Here is a 20,469-nt window from a genome sequence, read left to right on the forward strand (position 1 = left end):
GTAAAAAATAACAACGACTTACGAAACAAACAATTCAGCACTAATTAACCCCTTCACAACTCCTATTTTAAGTAACAATGTTAAAAACTAGTTCTATAAAACTATATAAACACAATCATTTTTTACCAATTTATCCTTGTAAATCTACAATAATACAATTATTTTGAAATTTCTACCTTTTTTATAATAATTTTAAGTTAAAGTTTTTGTTATTACTTCCAATTATCTCTCTATTAATCAACTATAATTTGTGATGATTTATTATTTCATTAATTAATATTTAAAAGAGTTTTGTTTTTATATGTTATCAATTTGTAATAGGAATATAGATACATAAAAAAGGCACCTACTACCAGTAGGTGCCTTTCCTTATTCATTTCAAGTATTTCTTCAAGATCGGTTTCATTTGATCGACAGCTAAATGGCTCCCGCCGCGTCCTTTTACATCTTCAATCATCCATGCCATAAGAAGTTCTGGATCTTCCGTGTCCATAGCGACGAACCAGCCGTTTTCTGTTCCGTTGGAGTTTTTGGAAGCCTTTATTTCAGCGGTTCCTGTTTTGGCTGCGATTTTGATGCCAAGATCATTTATGCCATGACCGCTTCCCTTAGGATGTTCCACTACTTGTGTCAACATCTTAGTGATCTGATTCGCTTGATCAGCTGATATGACTTTTTCTTTCCATATTTTCTTTTCAGTTTTATCGCCTGTTATTAACGAAGGCTTAAGGATGTTTCCTTCATTTAAGAATGCTGAGTACGTCATAGCCAAATGAAGCGTGCTCATTTGAATTTGCGCTTGACCATATCCAGCATCTGCCAGGCGCCCTTCACTGTCGACTTTACCAATGCTCGATGCTTTGATCGGGTAGTCGTAGTCCAATGCATCATCAAAGCCAAATGCTTTGAGTCCACTTGTGAATTTGTCCTTACCAAGGCCAAGTGCTTTTTGGGCAAAATAAATATTATCTGAATAAATTAACGCTTTTTCCATATCGATTGCTACACCGGGATCAGCGACTCTTGTGATGGAATGGTCTTTCCAAGTCGACTTGGCCCACGTTTTCCCTTGGATATTGATTGACTCATTCGGATCCACACCATTTTTCAAAGCTATCGCCGCAGTTATTGCCTTAATAGTTGAACCAGGTGCAAAGGTTGAACTGAATCGATTCAGAAGCGGCTTATCCGGATCTTCTTCAAGCGCTTTTTGTTCGGCTTTTGTTATTCCGAATATATATTTGTTAGGATCAAATGACGGGCTTGAGACAAGCGCCAGCGTTTCGCCGGTCTTTGGGTCAAGTGCTGTAGCTGACCCTGCTTCTTTTTCGTATTGCTTAAAGATATCCTTTTGAAGCTCAGCGTCAATGGTTAATGTAATTGTTTCTCCTTCTTCAGCTGGCTTTTCAGCTATGACTTTTTCTTCGCCATTTTCTGTCTTAATATAGATTTTACCGCCTGGCTTTCCTTTCAGACGTTCTTCTAAAATTTCCTCGAGACCACGCTTGCCGATAACGTCACTTGCGGTATAGCCCTTGCCTTTCAATTTTTCCAGGTCTTCCGCCGACGCCTCACCGACATATCCGATTAGGTGGGCAGTAGCATCTTTATAGGGGTATATACGATCCATTGTATTATTGACCGAGACCCCAGCAATGCTTAATAGTTTTTCCAAGGTTGCAGTGTTATCGGATGACATTTTCTTGATAGGCACAAAATAGCTAGGCTGCACCCATGATTGGTTCAATTTCTGATTCACTTCATCCGTAGACATGTTAAGAATTCCAGCAACCTTCTTAACAGTCTCAGTTTCATTGGCCATTTTCTCTGGTACGATTCCTACTTCTGCAACATTACCATTCATTGCAAGACCACGTTCATTTCGATCAACAATTTCCCCGCGTATTGCCGGGTACGATTCAACTGAAATTTTTTCATTAGCTTCTAATTCAGGGAAGATATAGCTTTCATCCCACTTGACGTACCAATTTTCTTCCTCATCTCCCTCTTCTTTGACAAGGGTTGCCTTATGATCAGAGCTAATCGCTCCCGCCATTGTTTCCATATCAACTGTATAGGCAAGATTTACTTTTTTTGCATCTTTATGATTTTTTTCTTCTTTTGGCTGTTTATAGTCCACTTTTAATTGGTCGACCTCAATGCCCTTATAGATTTTTTCATAGCGCTTCGCAAATTCATCTGCACTGACTTTTTCCTTTGTATCAGATGACAGATACTCATACATCTTCGTATAATCCTGTTTATTCCAAAGCTTCGTGTAAGCCGAAAAGCGCTCTTCTGGACTAGGCTCATCCGAGCAGCCTGCCAAAAACAATACGCTCATCAACAAAAAGCTGGAAACTAATGCTAGTTTCTTCATGATTTCCTCCTAATGAATAGTTAGAATGGTATACATATAGTTTATCAAAATATTAGTGAAATGGGGGAATTTGTATGACTAATTTCTTAATTTTACTAATTTCCCGTGTTTATGCTAAAGCAAAAGTCCTGTACTTAAGTACAGGACTCCTACAAATTAAAGCATTTTCTTTTTTCGACTCCTTTTCTCTTGCAGCCATTTTTTTAGGAAGAAAAAGCCCAATAAACTGGAAATAACAAGACCAGTTGTCGTTACAAAGACGGCCACCCATTCATATATGGTGTAATTCATATACTCTTTCCATGTTAATTTCCCTTTCCAATCTTCAATATATAGATTCATCCCGAAAATTCCGGAGATAACGGTGTAAATCGTGAGGATTTGCAAGAGATAATTACTGCTTTTCCCAGCTAGTTTATCCTGATTCTGATAGAGGTAGGAAAGTGTTTCTTTTACTTCTTTATAAAGCGGGGCAATCCTAAAGGTTTCATCCGTCATTTTAAATAGCTCTTTCCCAGTAGCCGTACTGTTGACTTCGGTAAATAAGTATTTTGCGGAAAACTCGGTGATCATGAAGATAAGCTGTTCTGTACTTGTTTGGTCTTTTTCCACATCAATTCGGGAGTGTTCATGAGCCAATTTCAGAAGGACTATTTTATAATAGAAGTAAAGCAACACCGCATAAAAGTGCTGACCGTACATTTCGCTCGCAAGTTGCTGTTCCAGCTTACCTGTCGCTTTAGTGACACAGGCAAAATGATACACGCTTGTTACATAATAGGTTTCCTTCGCCCACCTGTCATACACCCTTTCCTGATAATACCGTTCAATGTAATCTGGATTTGTTGCACCGATATAGGGTTCACCATCACTATCATACCCATTCAGATCACTGGCACGGTACAAATCATTTTTAGAAATATTACGATACTCTGGGAGTACAATGTAGCTAATTACATACATTCTTTCATCGATAAAAAAAGGTAAGCTTCCGAAATTAGACGGATCGGCTTGTTCTTCGTCCATATACTCTTCCAGCGGTGGAAGTAACTCTTTGAAGATAAAATCCTTCACCTGTTTATATTCATTTTTCCTACAGCCGATTTTCGTTTTCTCTTCGTCATCGGCAATTGGTTCGAGGATTCGGAACGTGTCGCCAAAATAGAGCACATCATTGTATGAAAGCCCCTCCGGCAACGTAACACGGAGATTCATCATGCCAATATGAAATGGGCATATAAAGATATCAATTGAGTTAATAATAAAAGGGGTATTTAAATACGGTGATTCGAAGGTGCACCCAACATCCAGTTTTTTTGTAAAACGTCGCAATCCTTCCTTCTGCTTTGAACTGCTTGGAAACAAAATCGGCTCAATGTACGGCATAAAGTATTTTTCTAATTTACGGTGTAAAACTTTATGGTCACCGTAAAACCCATTTTGCTGATTCATATCTTTCAAGTTCAAAAATACAAAATTGTCCTCAAGCAAATTTTCAACAAAAGTTTCAATCTTATTTCCCTCGAGTGTGAATGGAAAGATGAACTGCTGAAAGGAACGCTTCGTAAGATCATTTTTATTATTTATCACATCCATCATCTATTCCTCCGCTTAAACCGGGATGGCCCAGGTTTAATTCATCTTGTTTCTTATATTTACCCAGGCATATAAAAACAAAACGAAACATATTGTAAAAATAAAGTGGACAAAGTATCCGCCAACAAAAAAAAGATCCCCCAAGCATGAGCCTGGGGGCCATCGAAGAGAGTCTTTCAACTCTCTTCACTTTAGGGTACTAGAAACTGATGTTTCTAATGAAAATCCGATATTCGGAACATTTTAGCATTTATTTTTAGTAGAATAAAACACGAAAATACACCTTATTTAGGCATTACAGCGTATTAGATGGTAATAAATTCTATTATACTGAGCTTTTCAGACAAAAATATAACTATAGGAATATTTAAGTTTTCCCCACCCTATCATTTATATACGGTCCTACTTATCCATTAAATTCACGTTTTAGATGAAATGAAAAAGGGTAAAAACCCAGAAAAGGAGCGACATCATGAAATCCAATAACAACAAACATCAATTCATATTAATTGAAAAAAATACCTCAAAAACAAGTGATAGAAAACGAATGAGTGACTTCATGAAAAAAGTGAAAATGTCAAAAATCTCAATTAAACAGTAAAAACTCATGACACACAAATGTCATGAGTTTTTACTGTTTAAAATGCAATTTCATTTCCCAGATGGTTGTGCCTTACGCACTTTTTGATACCGATTACGTCCAAAAAATGTTGAATTTTCTTCATAGATGTTGCCTGATATTCATCTACTATAGAAAATTCTTTAATATAAGCGATTTTTTCCTGTATATCTGTATCTATATTATCTTGGTTGTATCCTTTTTCGTTTGATTTTTTGCATGTGTATACCACAGCTTCACCGATCTTTTTGGTTGCCTTATCAAAATAAAAAGAAAACACAATGGCACATTCTTCATCGTAAAAAGAGGGTTGAACTTTCATATTAATATCAATCATTAACCTTACACCTCTCTCCGTTTTGTTATTTATACTATAACAAAATTAATAAAAGGAAATAGGCGTTCCAAACTACGCTTACGTTTCTTCTACCCGTACCAATTGGACCTTTTATTCCCAATCCGTAGATAATTATAACTAAAGGAATATGCGCAAAAGAATAATCTCCAAAAGAACAAAAAAAAAACACCTTCGAATGAAGATGCTAGAAAGAGCAAAATTAAAGTTCGATTCTTATTTATATAAGCCTGGAAGTTCTGCGTATAGGCCTGGTAATTCGTTTGGAACAATCACAAAAGCAGCGATGATAAGAAAAGATACGACTAATGCTTTAGTACTTTTTTTCATAGGTCAATCCTCCTTTTTTACAAAAAAATATTGGTTAAAATAGAAATTAATTCTATAGTTATATTTAACCACACTTCTTAAAATCATATATATCGACTACAGAATCTATTTAAACCGTTAAGGACAGGTACATACAGCTTTTACCGATTTTTCATAACAAAATATAACTCTAGGCATATTTTAAGGAGAATCAAAATGGATTTTTTTGCAGTTGGACAAAAAATAAAAGAACTACGCAAACAAATCGGACTTTCACAGGAAGAGTTAGCATCCGGTATTTGTACACAAGCACAGATTAGCAAGATTGAAAAAGGTGATGTCTATCCATACGCGTCCACTCTTTATCTAATTTCTCAACGCTTAGGAGTGGATGTGAATTATTTTTTTGATATTGGCATGACCCCTAGACTGGATTACGTAGAAGAAGTGATCCATCAACTAAAAATAGCCAGAAGAACCCGAAATTATGAGGAAATGCAACAAATTGTGAAGACTGAGGAAAACAGTCCACTATTTCTACAGAACAAAAAGAATCATCAGCTAATTCTTTGGCACAAAGGCATCTATGAATACGAAAAAAATAAAGATCTAGATAAAGCTATTGAATTTATTAAACAAGCCATTGCTATTACTCATACTACGGATAAAATTTATTCGGAACGGGAGCTCGAAATTTTAAGTAGTCTCGGAGTGATGTACGTTGCCGAAGAACAATACGAAAATGCATTTGCATTGCTTCAGAAGGCACTTGATCATTTGAAAGCCCTTCCTATCCTAACAGATAAGACGCTAAAGACACGTTTATCCTATAATTTTGGTAGAGTATTAACACGATTAGTCCGATATGAAGAGTCTATTACATGCTGCCGCGATGCGATAAAATGGTGCTTGGAACATGATCAATTATATGCTTTAGCCGATTTACATTACCATTTAGGCTACAACCTTGAACTGGTAGGTAACTATAAAGAAGCAAAAGAATATCTAGAAAAGTCTGCATTTCTCTTCACGTTACAAAAGAATCATACATTTGCTACGTTTATCAACAAAAGACTGGATAGTTGGAAGAATGAAATGAAAATAAACTAAAACTATATTAAAAGGCCATTCCCCACACGGGAATGGCTCTTCACATTTACGAATTCACAAAGCAAATACACAAGCTCTCATGTCCATATTCCAAAACCTGTATTCCTCCATTTCAAATTCCAAGCCAAAATGAAGTATAATAAAGAGATGCTTCAAAAAACCACTCGGGAAATGGGGTCTGACCCCTATCCGATTGCTCGAAAACCCTGTACTTTCAAAGGTTTTCTGGTCTTTTTTATGGATGGGAAATAGGGTCTGACCCCCTCATTACGTATTCTTCGTAGTTTTGTGGGGTTTGAAAGTAATGAAGGATTTGTGTGGGGTTGACGTGCATGTTTGGTTTCCCTATTTGGAAGGCTTTATAGCTGCTCCACTTATATTCAGCGGGGTTTTTGACGATATTGGCTTTTACAGGGTTTAAATGAATATAACGGCTTGTAGCAGTGAATTGTTCGATTGATTCGATTAAGACGGAATGATAACGGCCTTGGAAAAGGTGTCCATCGTGGTCATGACGCCTATTGAAGGAGATAGCATAGCGGGAGTTAAGCTTATGCATAATATCGCTGATGGGGTGCTGCATCGTTTCGAGGAGAAGATGAACATGATTGAGCTATGAAGCTCGAAGAAATATTTTTCTTTCGTTTCCTCTAAATGATGCAGATAACGAAGTCGGTCCTTGTCGTCTAAAAAAATGTTACTGTGGCGATTGCCACGGCTTGTAATATGGTACATCGCACCAGGGTACCATATCCTCGGTTTTCGAGGCATAAAACATCATCCTTTCCTATTCCGGGAAATAGGGTCTGACCCCTAACCGGTGTTGTTAAAGTACTGATAGATCAATGATAATACAAAAATATAATTTCGGGAAATGGGGTCTGACCCCTAAAGGAGGAGAGTATGGAGCGGGAGTTGTTGTTTGTTGGGGAGCGACTGGCAGGATTTTTGGATGCCGGGAATTCGGATGATTCGGATGTGGTAAATCAAGGGCTTCAATTGTACCGTCAGGGGCTTGTTGATCTTAAAGAGGAAGCGGTGGATACAATTACTGCTGAGGTGCAGGATGTCACTCGCTATAAGGCAAGGTTGAATCTTCTCTTCCCTCAGGATGGAAGCTGTACATGTGATTCCAGGTTTATTTGCCGGCATCAAATGGCGGTTTTCTTTTCTGCGTATTCGGAATACGCTAGTGTTTCCGATTGGTTAAGCGAATGGAACGCACCAAAGAATACCACACCCGCCCAAGCTTTACAGCAAGTAAAGCGGGCAAGTGAATTACTTAAACAAGTAGAGGAGAAATCCATTATCTTAGATAAAAGCTATCCATCATGGAAGCAATTCGTGAACGATACCTTCACGGAACAAGTAGAGCCTCATTTAGGCGCACCAACTTATGTGATTGAAAATCATATACAGACCTACTTTAAACGTCTCAGCTCCAAGGCCCCCATGGAACGGGAATGGAAGCTACTTTATCATTTTGTTACACAATTTTGCACAATGCAGCTGACACTGAGAATGATTCAGTTACATAAAAGTCAGACGCAAACGATCCGTGTCTTTTATGCACTGGCCGTCGATCTTGCAGAAGAGCTGCATGAAACGGTACAGCCGCTTAGTCGACAGGCACGCCCCTTCGCCTTTGATCCTTTCGTTTTCAGCATCAAAGAAGATGTAGCGAAGCTACTGAATGGCGGGGAAGGCCTAGAATATGAAAAGATCGATCTCTATCGGGAGATTTGGAGCTTTTTGTTCACCACGTCCTCATGGCGTAAAGAGGAACTCGAACGGGTCAAGAGAGAACTTCCAGAACAGTATTTAGGTACAACTGAGCGGACCTCCTATTCTCTAGCAGCGATTCACCTATCCCTGCTAGAGAATCAGGATCATCAGGCGATTGAACTTCTCCATGAATTGAAGAAGGAAGCCTGTCCGTATATCTTTTATTGGCTGACTCTCCTGTCTGAATCAGACAACCGTTCACGGGCCATTCCTTTCATTGAGTTCATCATCGCTCATGTACAGGAGTTTTTGGAGGATCTGTCTGATTATTATCAGCGGGTGGATTTCGTTCGGACCTTTACGACTTTGATTAGCAGCTGCTGCTATAAGTTAAAGCGGACCGATTTGCTTGAAAAATTTTACCGAGCTACCCTTCCACACAGCTATTGGAACTACGCAAATTTCCTTTTTGAACAAGGACAATATAAAAAATGGGTGGAGATGCATATTTACTCAGATATCAGCATTGATTTAATCAGCAGTGAATCCATTAAAGAAGTGGTCTCTAAGGAACCTGAACTAATCCTGCCCCTTTATTACCATGCGGTTCAGGAAAAAGTGTCCTTGAAAAACCGTCCTGCCTATAAGCAAGCTGTTCGCTATTTAAAAAAGATGCGCACTATCTATAAAAAGAGTAAAAAAGAAGACGTATTCGAACGCTATATTCTATATGTAGCCGATTCAACGAAACGGCTACGCGCTTTCCAAGAAGAACTAAAAAGGGGTAAGCTAATCGATGTTTAATCCAGGAAAATTAAAAATCAAAATAGCGGCTCTTGAAAACGGAACCTACGTCCTTGGTGTCGTCAATGAAGAGAATAGCTTTCTCAACACGAATTATATTCGCAGACTGTTATTTAATTGGGATGACGCCAGCTTTTACGGTACTAAAATGACGACCGATACGATAGAAGGAAATCCAGTTTTCATTCTTGACGCTTGGGGTCTGCTCAATTTTTTTGCGAAGGAAAGCTTTAACTCCTTCATTGAATGGGAATGGTCCGAGATTTCCTCCCTTTGCCTGTCTGCAGCACCTGTTCTCCATGAATCCATTGAAGCAGGGATTCCCGTACCGGATTTCACTAATTTACAGTTGGACTCAATCGGCTGGAAGCTGCCGGAAGAAGTAGAGGAGGAATTTGTTCCTTCCTTTTGGGAAGAAGAAATCTCCTTGGACCTTCCTACACATGAAATGGAAACCAATCGAACTTTTATCGAGAAGTGGTATAATGGTGCCGCGAATATGTATTTAAAAAACTACTCACCGATGCAGCATAAATGGAGCGAAGCTGTCGGAGCATTAAAGGATTCACGACTTTCTCCTGAAGAATTGCAGTCCTTTTTCGACAAAAACAGCTGGCAGGAGTGGCTCGGCGCCCAGCATGATCCTAAACCATTCACTATAGGCCTTCGGTTAACTGAGCCCCCTGATGGTGATGGACCTTGGATACTCGATGTCACCCTTCGTTCCAAAAGAGATGAGAATATCATCGAAACATATACAGGAAAAAAACTGCCGCGTGGCTGGAATAAGTACGCAAGCGATGTGGTGCGTGCTACTAAACGCTGGCAACTCGTCGTGCCCTGGCTTGGAGAGAATGGTCGTCTAAAAAGAGAGCTTTCGGAAACCGACGCATGGGAGTTTTTGACCGATGCTAGCGAAAAATTACTGTTTCTTGGTGTTGAAATTCTCCTTCCATCCTGGTGGCTAGCCCTGAAAGAGTCCACTCTCAAGGTGAAAGCGAAAGTAAAAAGCCAATCGAATCGGGGCCCCTCTTACGTTGGCCTTAAAGCTTTAATGGACTTTGATTGGCGGTTCTCCCTGAATGGTAAAGAGCTCACTGAGGCGGAGTTCGAGGAGCTCGTCAATGAAAAACGCAGACTCGTTTATATTCGCGGCCAATGGGTTAAACTCGACCCAGCTTTCATTAAGCAAATTCAGGAACTGATGGAAACAGCCAATGAAAAAGGAATTCAATTGTCGGATTTGCTGCAGCAAGAGTTATTGAACAGCACAGAAGTGGATGGCGATGATGATTCAGAAAACGACGAAATGCTCCGAATTCAATTTGAATTGAATCAGGAGCTTCGTAAAATGGTGGGAAGACTGCAGGAAACAAAAAACATTTCCATCCTGCCCATTCCTAAGACACTTCAAGGCGATTTGCGTCCCTATCAAAAACTCGGCATGAGCTGGCTGCTTTTTTTAAGAGAGCATGGTTTTGGAGCTTGTCTTGCAGACGATATGGGGCTCGGGAAAACCGTTCAGATGATTGCCTACCTACTTCATGTGAAGGACACTGAAGGAGCCCTTAAGGAGCTCCCTATTGCCTCGAAGGACGAACAAAAGAGTGAACCGATCATTGTCGACGAAGAAAGTAACACGGAGAGCAGCGATGAGGTAGAAATAATTACCTCCATTCCAGAACTTGTTTCAGTTCAATCAGCCCTTATCGTCTGTCCAACATCCGTTCTTGGCAACTGGCAAAAAGAATTAGAAAAATTCGCGCCCACACTTAAGGTTCATCTTCATTACGGATCTAATCGAGCTAAAGGTGAAGCCTTTGCTAAAAAAGCAGCGGGCCATGATATCGTTTTAACTTCATATGGCCTGACCCATCAAGATGTGGCTGAACTGTCTTCCATCCATTGGAGCAGTGTCATCCTTGATGAAGCACAGAATATCAAGAATGCCCAAACGAAGCAATCCAAGGCGGTTCGCAAGCTTAATGGCAGTCATCATATCGCCTTAACGGGTACGCCAATGGAAAACCGTTTAAGCGAATTATGGGCAATCTTTGACTTTATTAACAAAGGCTATCTTGGAACGCTTGGTCAATTCCAGGAAAAATATGTGGCGACCATCGAACGTGAAGAAGAGAAGGGTAAAATCAAGGAATTACAGCGCTTGATTCAACCATTCTTGCTCCGCCGGACAAAACGTGATAAAGAAGTCGCTCTGAATCTTCCGGATAAGCAAGAGCAGAAGGAATTCGTTCCGCTTACCACCGAGCAAGCATCACTGTATGAACAGCTAATCAAGGATACCTTTACTGATATCGAACAGCTGTCGGCCTTTGAACGAAAAGGCATCATACTGCAAATGCTTAATAAACTAAAGCAACTTTGCAATCACCCTGCTCTTTATTTAAAAGAGACGGAAAAAGAAAACATCCTGAAGGCACCTAACCGCTCTGGCAAACTTGAGAAACTGACTGAGCTTGTCGACGCTGTCCGCGAACAAGATGAAAGCTGCCTCATTTTCACGCAATATATTGGGATGGGCAATATGATGAAGGAATTGTTAGAAAAACGGTATGGCTTTGAAGTTCCCTTCCTGAATGGAAGTGCGAACAAAAAGCAACGTGATGATATGATTACTCGATTCCAAGATGGAGATTTTCCAATCTTCATTCTATCGTTAAAAGCAGGTGGCACAGGACTTAATTTAACAGAAGCAAACCACGTCATTCACTATGATCGCTGGTGGAATCCAGCTGTTGAAAATCAAGCTACAGACCGTGCCTATCGAATTGGACAACAGCGGTTCGTTCATGTTCATAAGTTAATATGCACAGGGACACTGGAAGAAAAAATCGACCAGATGCTTGATAAAAAGCAAGCACTAAACGACGAGATTATCAGTAGTGACAACTGGATCACTGAACTTTCCACAGAGGAAATAAAGGACTTAGTTGCACTTCAATAATGTACTCACACTCAAAAAAACCTCTCACGATACGAAGATGAATGAGGGCAGGGTGTTAGCTTATTAAGACATAAAAAAAAAGGGAGAATACATATTCGAGATGTATTCTCCTTTTTTATTCAAAAAGCGCCGATTAATACTGCAATTTTTTTACTCTTAACCTTTCATAGCTAGGAAACTAGTCTATAACTTTCTCGGATCCAGTATATTTAAAGCAATCCTTGCTTTGACCCTGTTCATTCATCAAAGAACCCTTCTTATAATAGCGTAAGGAATGATTCCCCAACACGGGAGATACCCATCTGGATCTATGATAGATGGCATGACTCTTTATAAATCCTGGTACTTCGATTGGCTTGAACGCTAATTGGTTTTTTAACAATCCTCTTTCACAACACGGAGGCACTAGTGGAGAAGAATATCATTTAAAAAGAAAGGGTTTGAGTTATCACCAGAAATGGAAAGGGAGATAATAAAAACAGATCAAAACTATCCTGTAAGTCTAATACATGAATTTGCATAGTTTTAACTGCAAATAAGAAAGGGAAAATTGTATTTCCTCCTTAAATATAGATTACCCAACTGGGTAATCTACTTCTTTTCCAGATTAGTTAAGTTCGAATTCAGATGCCATTTATCTGTTTTAAAAAATCGATTTCACCATATAGAGAGCCGTAATCCAGATGATGATTGCAGAGGTTTTATTTAATATTCCAAGGAATTTGCCAGATGTATCAACCTTTTTTAGCAATCGTCCCGCCAGACATAATCCATGGAACCAGCACCATGATACCACGATGCATGTTGCCGTGAAAATCGTTTTATCCGTTCCGGAATAAACAAGTGAACTCGAACCGATTACACCTATCGTATCTAAGATTGCATGTGGATTCAGTAGTGATACGGATAAAGCAAATACAATTTGTTTTTTGGTGGACATCTGCATAGTTTGACCATCTGACCGTGAGTTCGCTTTGGCAAACCACATCTGAAAACCCATATACAATAAAAATATAACTCCGATTATGATTAATGTAAGACGCAACCAATCATATTGCATGACAATCAACGAAACACCTAAAATAGCTAACAGAATGAGTACTGTATCACAAATGGCAGCTGTGATCGTTGCAGGCAATGCTTTTTTTAAGGTAGGTTGGGTTGCTCCTTGATTAAAAATAAATATATTTTGCACTCCTAATGGCAGTATCAGCCCTAATGCCAATAATAATCCATGAAAAAATGGTCCCATACGAATACCTCCCTCCATTCATATTCAGTATAATGAAAAAAACAAAGGGATTGACCATCCATTTGGTTGGTTTTCAATCCAACCAATTTATAATGAATATAGAACATGAAAGGAGTGGTTTTCGTATGTTTATCGAATGGAGACCAAACCGGCCGTCCAGCCAATCTCTTCACCAACAAATAGTAGATTGGATGAAACAACAAATTACACGAGGGGAATGGCCAGTTGCTACCAAGCTTCCATCACAACGCTCATTGGCCGATTCTTTTGGCGTAAACCGAAGTACCATCATTACAGCTATAGATGAGTTGATTGCAGACGGACTATTAGAAACTAAGGTTGGGTCTGGCACATTCGTTTCGAATAACACATGGAATGTGCTCGTCTCCAGCAAACAGCCCGACTGGAAAAACTATGTCCGGAATGGCCTTCATGAACCTAATTTAAAAACGATTCAGGACATTAATCAGTATGAAACAGACACTGCCATCATCAGATTAGGCACGGGCGAACTTTCTCCATCTCTATTGCCTACAAAAAAAATCGAAAAGACGTTGCAATCCACTTCTTTTGATGCCCACTCATTAGGTTATTCTGAACCCAAGGGTGATAAAAGGCTTCGCCAATGTATAAGTGTTTATTTAGAAACAAAAGGGGTCAACGCAAGCCCCAGCTCCCTCATGATCGTTTCTGGTGGGCTTCAAGCACTCCAATTGATTTCAGTTGGTTTACTTCAAAAGGGATCAATGGTTTTACATGAATCCCCTTCCTATTTAAATTCTGTTCATCCTTTTCAATCTGCGGGCATGCACTTAGTAGGCTTATCAAAACAGGGCCGAGAAAGTATTCCCACACAAATAAAGCGCATCAATGGAAAGAAGAAAGCGTCACTGTTTTATACTGTTCCAACGTTTAACAATCCAACCAATACTACATGGACAAAAGAGGAAAGACTAAACCTCTTATCCATATGTAAAAAAGAACAGATTCCGATTATTGAAGATGACGTATATAGTGACTTGTGGTTTGAAAAGGAACCGCCGCTACCTATAAAATCCCTTGATACAGATGGCCTTGTATTGCACATTGGCAGTATGTCCAAAACATTAAGCCCCGGATTGCGCATCGGATGGATTGCTGGTCCAATAACTGTGATTGAACGTTTAGCAGATATTAAAATGCAAATGGATTACGGGTCCAGTGCTCTTTCCCAACACCTTGTGGCAGAATGGTTAGCAAGTGATCAATATTCAAAGCATTTAGAGTGGCTAAGGCATGAGTTGATAGTACGTAGAGATTTTACATTAACTCTTCTCAATCAATATTTTAAGGAACTGGCTGAATGGCAAATACCTCAAGGCGGATTTTATATATGGTTAAAATTATGTAAGCCAATTGTGAATCCAAACCTTTTCAAGCAAGCGATAAAGGAGAACATACTCCTTAATCCGGGGTACATATATGAACCAAATAACAATACACATATACGGCTTTCATATTCTTACGCCTCGGAGGAACAATTAGCTTATGGTATTCAAACCCTCTCAAAGATCATTCGGCGGTTGATTTAAATTCTTGAAGGATTCAGAAAGCCGACTCATCATGTTGAGACATAAATGGGAGCTGCCTGGCAGCTCCATTCTTATTGACTGAACAATCAACAGGCAGTGGTAAGGAATCTTCTCGAATTACTTTTCGAAAGTCACCTACCTTTCACTGCTTACTAAGAAAGTTAAAGAAGAGGATATCATGGAGTAGTGGCTTTCCTTTTTGCGGCCCACTCTTTCGGCCTGACTATGAAAAAAGAATGGTAATTTCCATGATTGATCATTATATGCTCTAGAATTGTAGTAAGCGCCTCTCCCTTATTCAGCTGATAATCCTCTGAAATTTCCTCAATGGTGATTTTTTCTTGATGAGGGTCATATTTGATTGATGTTTTAGCAATACCCTTTTCAAATAGCGAAAGGGTAACCTCCTGACAAAGCGGATAATCTTGATAGGCTAAATCTGTGCGGGGTACTTTTTCAAATGGAGAATTAACATGTTGAAGTGCATCAAAGAAACTCGGTTTTGTAATTGATAACTGGTCACTTGCTCTTTTTTCAAATTTAATGGTAATTCCGCGACTATATACCTTTTTGTTCAAACCCCTTTTATAATTCATAGATACCCTCCTATTTAGATTGGTTCTTTATACCTAATTCCTTTATCTTCTATTATATTCCTGCCAGAACCCGAAAATAAATATTTTCTCTCATAGATTTCGATATTAGCATGATGAGAATGCCATAAAGCTACTGAAAGCTTGTCGAAGAAATATGTGAAGATTTATTATGAATTACGAACAAAAATACATGTTCTACATCTTTGCAAAACATATATTTCTAAAATGGCAGTTGGAAGAAAAGCTGCTCAAACTTCACTTTTTGAAAATTCCACAGAAATTTTCATCATAGGTCTTAAATACGAAAAAACAGCCCCCTTGGATAAGAGGGCTGCCTTACGTTTATTTTTTGGCTTTTTGAATATTGAATACTTTCTTCGATTCATTTCCGGCAAGATCGGTTACCTTAAATTCAAACTTATTGTTGCCTGGTTTAAGTGGTAGTTCCAAATCCTCTATCTTCTTCTTATAGGAACGCATTTTGTATGGTTCCTTGAATTCGTTATAGAATACTTCGCTTCCGTTCAAATAAAGGCGGATCTCATCGAAATTATCCTCTACTGTCACGTCCACTTTTGGATTTGACCCTTTGACTCCCACAGTTGCTGGCACACCTTTAACCTTTAAACCTGGTTTTGTTGTATCAACCATAATCGTCCGCTTAAAGGAAACCGTGTTATCCCATTTGTCTGTTGCTTTAACAGTAAAGCTTTGGACGCCATCCCCAAATTTCTTTTCAATAGAGAATACATACTTATTCTTCGTTTTGTTATACGTTACAGGGACCTTTTTATTGTCGATTGTAAATTCCTTTATTTCCGACGCTTCTTCAATATCACCTGTTATTTTGATTTTATTTTTATTGTTCACACTTAAGGCTTCAGGACTTTTGATCTTAACAGCTGGTGCATTATTATCGATTGAAGCTGAATCAGTGGCCAATTCGGTTTCAGCTGCTTTTTCATTACCAGCGAAGTCTATTGCCACGACCTGTACCTTTTCCCCTCTTACATCAGGTAGAGTGAATTTTTTCGTATTCGCTGCAAGGGGCTCTTTAAGGATAGATGCACCATCGATTTGTACATCGTAATAGGCAAGTCCTGAACCATTTAAATTATCCTTACCTTGGATGGTTAACACCTTACCTATTTTCGAAATCTTAACTGTCGGCTCTAAGGTATCTACTTTGATAGGCATTTTATACGTCTGCCATTTTGCACCCTCGTAATCTATCATCGCTTTGATTTCAAAATAATAGACTCCATCTTTAGCGAGTGCATTATTAATTTTACCATCCCATTTACGGGAAGGATCAAGAGAGTAATAAGACCCTTCTCCGCCATCATAATAGTCCTTACGCACATTATTCTCTGTTCGAAGTTTCCGAACTGATTTGTTTGCACCATTCAATATATTGAATTCTACTTTTTTCGCATTCCTTAAGAATGATAGGATCGGCACGAAGTCATCCTGTGCTCCATCACCATTCGGGGAAATCGCAATATATTTACTATTAAATGTTTTTCCTGCAGGGTCGTACCCAAGATATGTGAAATCTTCATCTGCTGTCGAAACTCCTCCTGCCATGCCATAGAACGACTCTTTATCATACTTAGTTCCATCTAGGATCGGGGCCTTGTCCCATTCTCCTTTAAAACCTACATACGGAACATGGAGTTCTGGTTTAGTGTCAGTTGGATCCTTCAGTGTCACGAACCCTTCAACAAAATATCCATTTGGGAAGACCTTGTCAATGTCTACAAGAGTCTGAAGATCATCGCCAAGTACTTTTGCATTGGATATGTCCACTTTCACTTCAAATGTAACCGATTTTTTTGCAGGTACGGTAATCTTATTTGTATTTTTATTATTGATTTTAATCGAAGCGTTCTGAATTTCCTGTGCCTCTAATTGGTTAGCGGAATAACCCAGTTGACCCTGGATAGCATAGTCTGTTTGGATATTTCCTTTTACATCATATTTGACTGCTTTGTTACTGAAGTTTTCAACCTTCAAAGTAAAGGCGAACTTATTGCCGATTTCCTTCATAGCAACCTTCGCTTCTTTCGTAAATGCCTCCGTCACGACAGCTGGTGTGGTCAAAGCAGATTGTAGCTGCATGACTCCTGCACCTTGCCTCCGAGGCGAGTAAGGATTTTTCCAACCAAGAGCATTATTGACGACACCTTGATCCGTTAATGGCTTTGAAGTATTCATCATCAGGTTCTTAGCCAAATTCGCACGCGCAAATCCATTTAGTTTAAATTCTTTATCCACCCTTTCAAGAACCAGTGCAGAACCCCCGGATACATGCGGTGCCGCCATCGAGGTACCACTCATCATGCCATATTCATCATTGTTCAACGTCGAGTAAATTTGTCCACCTGGAGCTGTGATTTCTGGTTTAAAATCCAGGTTCGGCGCGACACCCCATGAACTGAATGAGCTCATTTTCCCTGCTTCGGGATTTACAGCTTTTGTCTTATCACCATTAAAGGTAACCTTCACCTTTTCCCCTTCAGTTATGGCTGTTTTCAACTTTATTCCATCCGATTTCAACATAAACAACTGCGGAATCGTTATGCTTGGATCTGTAGCCATAGAAATATACCCATCAGCATTGTTAAAAATAATGACTCCTGCCGCTCCTGCTGCCTGAGCATTTTGGGCTTTTTCAATAAAAGAAAGCGTGCCGCGCTCAATAAGGGCAAACTTGCCTTTCACATCCACTTTCGAAAGCTCCCCTGGCGTCCCAAGACCTGCAACAACCAAGTCATATGTTTTATCCTTTAGAGCATTGGGATGTACGCTTGAAGCCGACATGAACGGTGCTTTCCCTTCCTGCCCTTTAATATCATAAGTAGCCGCATCTAAATCCATGAAGTTATTCTCGACGGACGCTACTTGTACTGAATCATGAGCAAGTCCAGGTGAACCTGAAACGCCGATATCCGGGTTTGAGGCCGTTGGGTTTGCAAACCCATTACCAAAATGAGCCGAGTTCCCTGCTGAAATCGACATGAGTATCCCATTATTCACAGCTCTCGAAACCGCCTGCTGCTCAGGATCTTCAGCTGATACAAAACCTGCAGTAGATCCTAGGCTCATGTTCAGCACATCTGCCCCAAGAATAATTGCATCATCAATTGCCTTAATATAAATATCGCCCCATGTTGTCTGCATAGCAGGATCATTCCCGAATACCTTTAAAGCAAGCAACTGGGCTTCAGGAGCGACCCCTTTAATGCCGCCATTCTCTTCATCCCCATTGGCTCCTGCGGTTCCGGCTACATGCATTCCATGCATCGAAGCCTCTTCACCAAGATCAAGGATTTCTTCATTTTCGTCCATGTAATTGTATCCATAAGGTATCTTCGCAGTATAATAGTTACCTAATAGATGGCTAGAATCCTTTATTCCACTAATTTCACTTTCAGTCAGTTCTGCTTTATTTTCATCGCTTAGAACCATATCACGGTGAGATGGGTCGATTCCAGTATCTATAATACCGACGACCATTCCTTCCCCTTTATAACCATACTCCCGCCAAGCTTCCTGAGCCTGGACAAGTTCTTTACTATAAATCATCTCCGGCTTTTCAACAGGACGTTCATATTCATTCGCTATATGTACTTCAGCAACTTCAGGCATGGCTTCGACCTTTTTAATTTCGCCATATTGAAGCTCTGCACTGAAACCATTTACCACTGTCGTAAAGCTTTCTAGTTCCTTGAATGCTATTTTTTTCTCTTTCACTTTATTTTTCACTTTTTTCTGGTTGGCCAACTTTTCAGACTTTAATTGTTGCCTCTTATTTTTAGATAGCTCTTTAAAAAGTTTCCCTTCCTTCGAAGCTATTTCTATTGCCGGGGCTTCCTTCATCTCTACGATGACCCTGACCTTCTCGTTACTTTTGTATTTCTTTTCCGTTTCGTTTTTCTTTAACTTTAAAATACTTTCCTGATTCTTCTTTCCAACGCTCGAACCGTTCGAAGGATCAGGGAGCTTGGCTGCGGAAACGGTTGCCGTAAATACTAATAGAAAGATTGCTAGAATGGACAAGCTACGTTTAATCAATGAACTTTTCCTCCTCTAAAATAATCAATTTTTGGAATTTTCTTACTAAGTATAAAAGTATCACAACCTTTGGGGTGATTTTAAGAGATAATAGTCACTATTTTCCTATTTCTAACTAGTATTTTGTTATTATTTTTCATATTTTAATAGATTTGTAAGAAAAACAAAAAAGATGGTGATTGTAAAACAATCACCATCTTTTAACATTTAGTTTTTCATTCTCGGATCCAATGCATCACGCAGTCCATCACCCATTAGGTTAAAGCCGAGGACAGTTAGCATAATCGCAAGACCAGGAAACAGCACCGTCCATGGTGCCTGAATGATAAATGACCTCGAATCGGCAAGCATTTTTCCCCACTCTGGTGCCGGCGGTTGTGCACCGAGACCAAGGAACCCGAGTGCTGCACACTCAATAATGGCAGTGGCAATCGCCAAAGTACCTTGAACAATAATCGGTGCAAGGCTGTTCGGGAGTACGTGATGAAGTAGAATCCGGCCATCTCCCATTCCTATTGCCTTGGCAGCTGTTACATATTCCTCTTCTTTCACTGTTAATACCCTCGAACGTAAAAGCCTGCCGAATATCGGGACATTGACGATGGCAATGGCAATAAGCGCATTGCGAAGTGAAGGCCCCAATACGGCTACTACGGCAATGGCAAGCAATATACTTGGAAACGCTAGAATAATGTCAAAAACCCTCGATATGATTGTATCTATCCACTTTCCGTAATACCCGGCGATAATTCCTAGAAAAGACCCGACGACGACAGACCCGGCCACAGATAAAAAACCAATTCCTATTGATATGCGCGAGCCATAGATAACCCTACTCAAAATGTCACGGCCGAATTCATCCGTTCCAAACCAATGTTCTGAAGATGGAGACAGATGTTTATCACTAAGCTTCTGCCCATCAAATGAATAAGGTGCAATAATTGGTGCGAAAATAGCGATTAAGACAAAAAATAAAACAATGCCAAGACCGACAAGGGCTATCTTATTTTTCTTAAAGCTTTTCCACCCTTCCTTCCAGGGAGAGATGACTTTTTCCTCTGTCTCTTGGGGATGAAGGATTGGCGATGTATTCGTTGCTATTTCAGGCAT

13 protein-coding genes and 1 pseudogene are annotated in these 20,469 nt (G+C 39.6%); 4 read left to right on the forward strand and 10 right to left on the reverse strand.

Translation table 11 applies throughout. The annotated features are described in order from the left end of the window. Positions 1-373 precede the first annotated feature (373 nt). The 3 genes from NST21_RS26690 to NST21_RS26700 form a co-directional block, all read right to left on the reverse strand. On the reverse strand, positions 374-2,380 hold the full coding sequence (locus tag NST21_RS26690; protein WP_340892234.1) for a penicillin-binding transpeptidase domain-containing protein: 2,007 nt from the start codon (positions 2,378-2,380) through the stop codon (positions 374-376). Between the two features lie 156 nt (positions 2,381-2,536). Next, positions 2,537-3,979: a hypothetical protein gene (locus NST21_RS26695; RefSeq protein WP_340892235.1), complete on the reverse strand. Its 1,443-nt coding sequence runs from the start codon at positions 3,977-3,979 to the stop codon at positions 2,537-2,539. A gap of 635 nt (positions 3,980-4,614) precedes the next feature. Then, positions 4,615-4,932: a hypothetical protein gene (locus NST21_RS26700; protein ID WP_053348526.1), complete on the reverse strand. Its 318-nt coding sequence runs from the start codon at positions 4,930-4,932 to the stop codon at positions 4,615-4,617. 543 nt (positions 4,933-5,475) lie between these two features. Between NST21_RS26700 and NST21_RS26705 the strand changes: the two genes are divergently transcribed. After that, the gene (locus tag NST21_RS26705; protein WP_053348525.1) at positions 5,476-6,369 is read left to right on the forward strand and encodes a helix-turn-helix domain-containing protein; all 894 of its coding nucleotides are present in this window, start codon (positions 5,476-5,478) and stop codon (positions 6,367-6,369) included. Positions 6,370-6,604: 235 nt separating this feature from the next. On the opposite strand, the gene NST21_RS26710 is transcribed toward NST21_RS26705, so the two are convergent. Both NST21_RS26710 and NST21_RS26715 read right to left on the reverse strand, forming a co-directional pair. Continuing rightward, positions 6,605-6,952, reverse strand: coding sequence for a hypothetical protein (locus NST21_RS26710; protein ID WP_340892237.1), 348 nt, complete (start codon positions 6,950-6,952; stop codon positions 6,605-6,607). Then, positions 6,835-7,140, reverse strand: coding sequence for a hypothetical protein (locus NST21_RS26715; protein WP_340892694.1), 306 nt, complete (start codon positions 7,138-7,140; stop codon positions 6,835-6,837). Before NST21_RS26715 ends, NST21_RS26710 begins: the two co-directional genes overlap by 118 nt. 132 nt (positions 7,141-7,272) lie before the next feature. Here NST21_RS26715 and NST21_RS26720 point away from each other — a divergent pair, with 132 nt between their 5' ends. Further along, a complete protein-coding gene (locus NST21_RS26720) occupies positions 7,273-8,898 on the forward strand; it encodes a hypothetical protein (RefSeq protein ID WP_340892238.1) in 1,626 nt (541 codons plus the stop codon). Beyond that, complete coding sequence (locus NST21_RS26725) at positions 8,891-11,863, forward strand: DEAD/DEAH box helicase (protein WP_340892239.1); 2,973 nt, start codon at positions 8,891-8,893, stop codon at positions 11,861-11,863. The genes NST21_RS26720 and NST21_RS26725 overlap by 8 nt, the downstream gene beginning before the upstream one ends. Before the next feature lie 257 nt (positions 11,864-12,120). Here NST21_RS26725 and NST21_RS26730 read toward each other — a convergent pair. Then, a pseudogene (locus NST21_RS26730) lies at positions 12,121-12,239 on the reverse strand (LysR family transcriptional regulator); the annotation flags it as partial. 267 nt (positions 12,240-12,506) lie between these two features. Then, positions 12,507-13,115 (reverse strand): LysE/ArgO family amino acid transporter, encoded by a 609-nt coding sequence (locus NST21_RS26735; protein WP_340892240.1) that lies wholly within the window; start codon positions 13,113-13,115, stop codon positions 12,507-12,509. Between the two features lie 125 nt (positions 13,116-13,240). Between NST21_RS26735 and NST21_RS26740 the strand changes: the two genes are divergently transcribed. Continuing rightward, on the forward strand, positions 13,241-14,686 hold the full coding sequence (locus NST21_RS26740) for an aminotransferase-like domain-containing protein (RefSeq protein ID WP_340892242.1): 1,446 nt from the start codon (positions 13,241-13,243) through the stop codon (positions 14,684-14,686). 176 nt (positions 14,687-14,862) lie between these two features. Here NST21_RS26740 and NST21_RS26745 read toward each other — a convergent pair whose 3' ends face one another. From NST21_RS26745 to NST21_RS26755, 3 genes are all read right to left on the reverse strand, one after another. Next, on the reverse strand, positions 14,863-15,282 hold the full coding sequence (locus NST21_RS26745) for a hypothetical protein (RefSeq protein ID WP_057216029.1): 420 nt from the start codon (positions 15,280-15,282) through the stop codon (positions 14,863-14,865). A 342-nt stretch (positions 15,283-15,624) separates the two neighbouring features. After that, positions 15,625-19,359 (reverse strand): S8 family serine peptidase, encoded by a 3,735-nt coding sequence (locus tag NST21_RS26750; RefSeq protein ID WP_340892244.1) that lies wholly within the window; start codon positions 19,357-19,359, stop codon positions 15,625-15,627. A 207-nt stretch (positions 19,360-19,566) separates the two neighbouring features. Continuing rightward, positions 19,567-20,469, reverse strand: coding sequence for an ABC transporter permease (locus tag NST21_RS26755; RefSeq protein ID WP_057216032.1), 903 nt, complete (start codon positions 20,467-20,469; stop codon positions 19,567-19,569).

Origin of the sequence: Peribacillus sp. FSL K6-1552 (assembly GCF_038005205.1) — a bacterium.
GTDB classification, from domain to species: Bacteria; Bacillota; Bacilli; order Bacillales; family DSM-1321; genus Peribacillus; species Peribacillus butanolivorans.

Bases quoted from the DNA above. Each gene is read 5' to 3' on its own strand.
- NST21_RS26690 (WP_340892234.1), bottom strand. From the start codon at position 2,380: ATGAAGAAACTAGCATTAGTTTCCAGCTTTTTGTTGATGAGCGTATTG.
- NST21_RS26695 (WP_340892235.1), bottom strand. From the start codon at position 3,979: ATGATGGATGTGATAAATAATAAAAATGATCTTACGAAGCGTTCCTTT.
- NST21_RS26700 (WP_053348526.1), bottom strand. From the start codon at position 4,932: ATGATTGATATTAATATGAAAGTTCAACCCTCTTTTTACGATGAAGAA.
- NST21_RS26705 (WP_053348525.1), top strand. From the start codon at position 5,476: ATGGATTTTTTTGCAGTTGGACAAAAAATAAAAGAACTACGCAAACAA.
- NST21_RS26710 (WP_340892237.1), bottom strand. From the start codon at position 6,952: ATGCAGCACCCCATCAGCGATATTATGCATAAGCTTAACTCCCGCTAT.
- NST21_RS26715 (WP_340892694.1), bottom strand. From the start codon at position 7,140: ATGCCTCGAAAACCGAGGATATGGTACCCTGGTGCGATGTACCATATT.
- NST21_RS26720 (WP_340892238.1), top strand. From the start codon at position 7,273: ATGGAGCGGGAGTTGTTGTTTGTTGGGGAGCGACTGGCAGGATTTTTG.
- NST21_RS26725 (WP_340892239.1), top strand. From the start codon at position 8,891: ATGTTTAATCCAGGAAAATTAAAAATCAAAATAGCGGCTCTTGAAAAC.
- NST21_RS26735 (WP_340892240.1), bottom strand. From the start codon at position 13,115: ATGGGACCATTTTTTCATGGATTATTATTGGCATTAGGGCTGATACTG.
- NST21_RS26740 (WP_340892242.1), top strand. From the start codon at position 13,241: ATGTTTATCGAATGGAGACCAAACCGGCCGTCCAGCCAATCTCTTCAC.
- NST21_RS26745 (WP_057216029.1), bottom strand. From the start codon at position 15,282: ATGAATTATAAAAGGGGTTTGAACAAAAAGGTATATAGTCGCGGAATT.
- NST21_RS26755 (WP_057216032.1), bottom strand. From the start codon at position 20,469: ATGCCTGAAATAGCAACGAATACATCGCCAATCCTTCATCCCCAAGAG.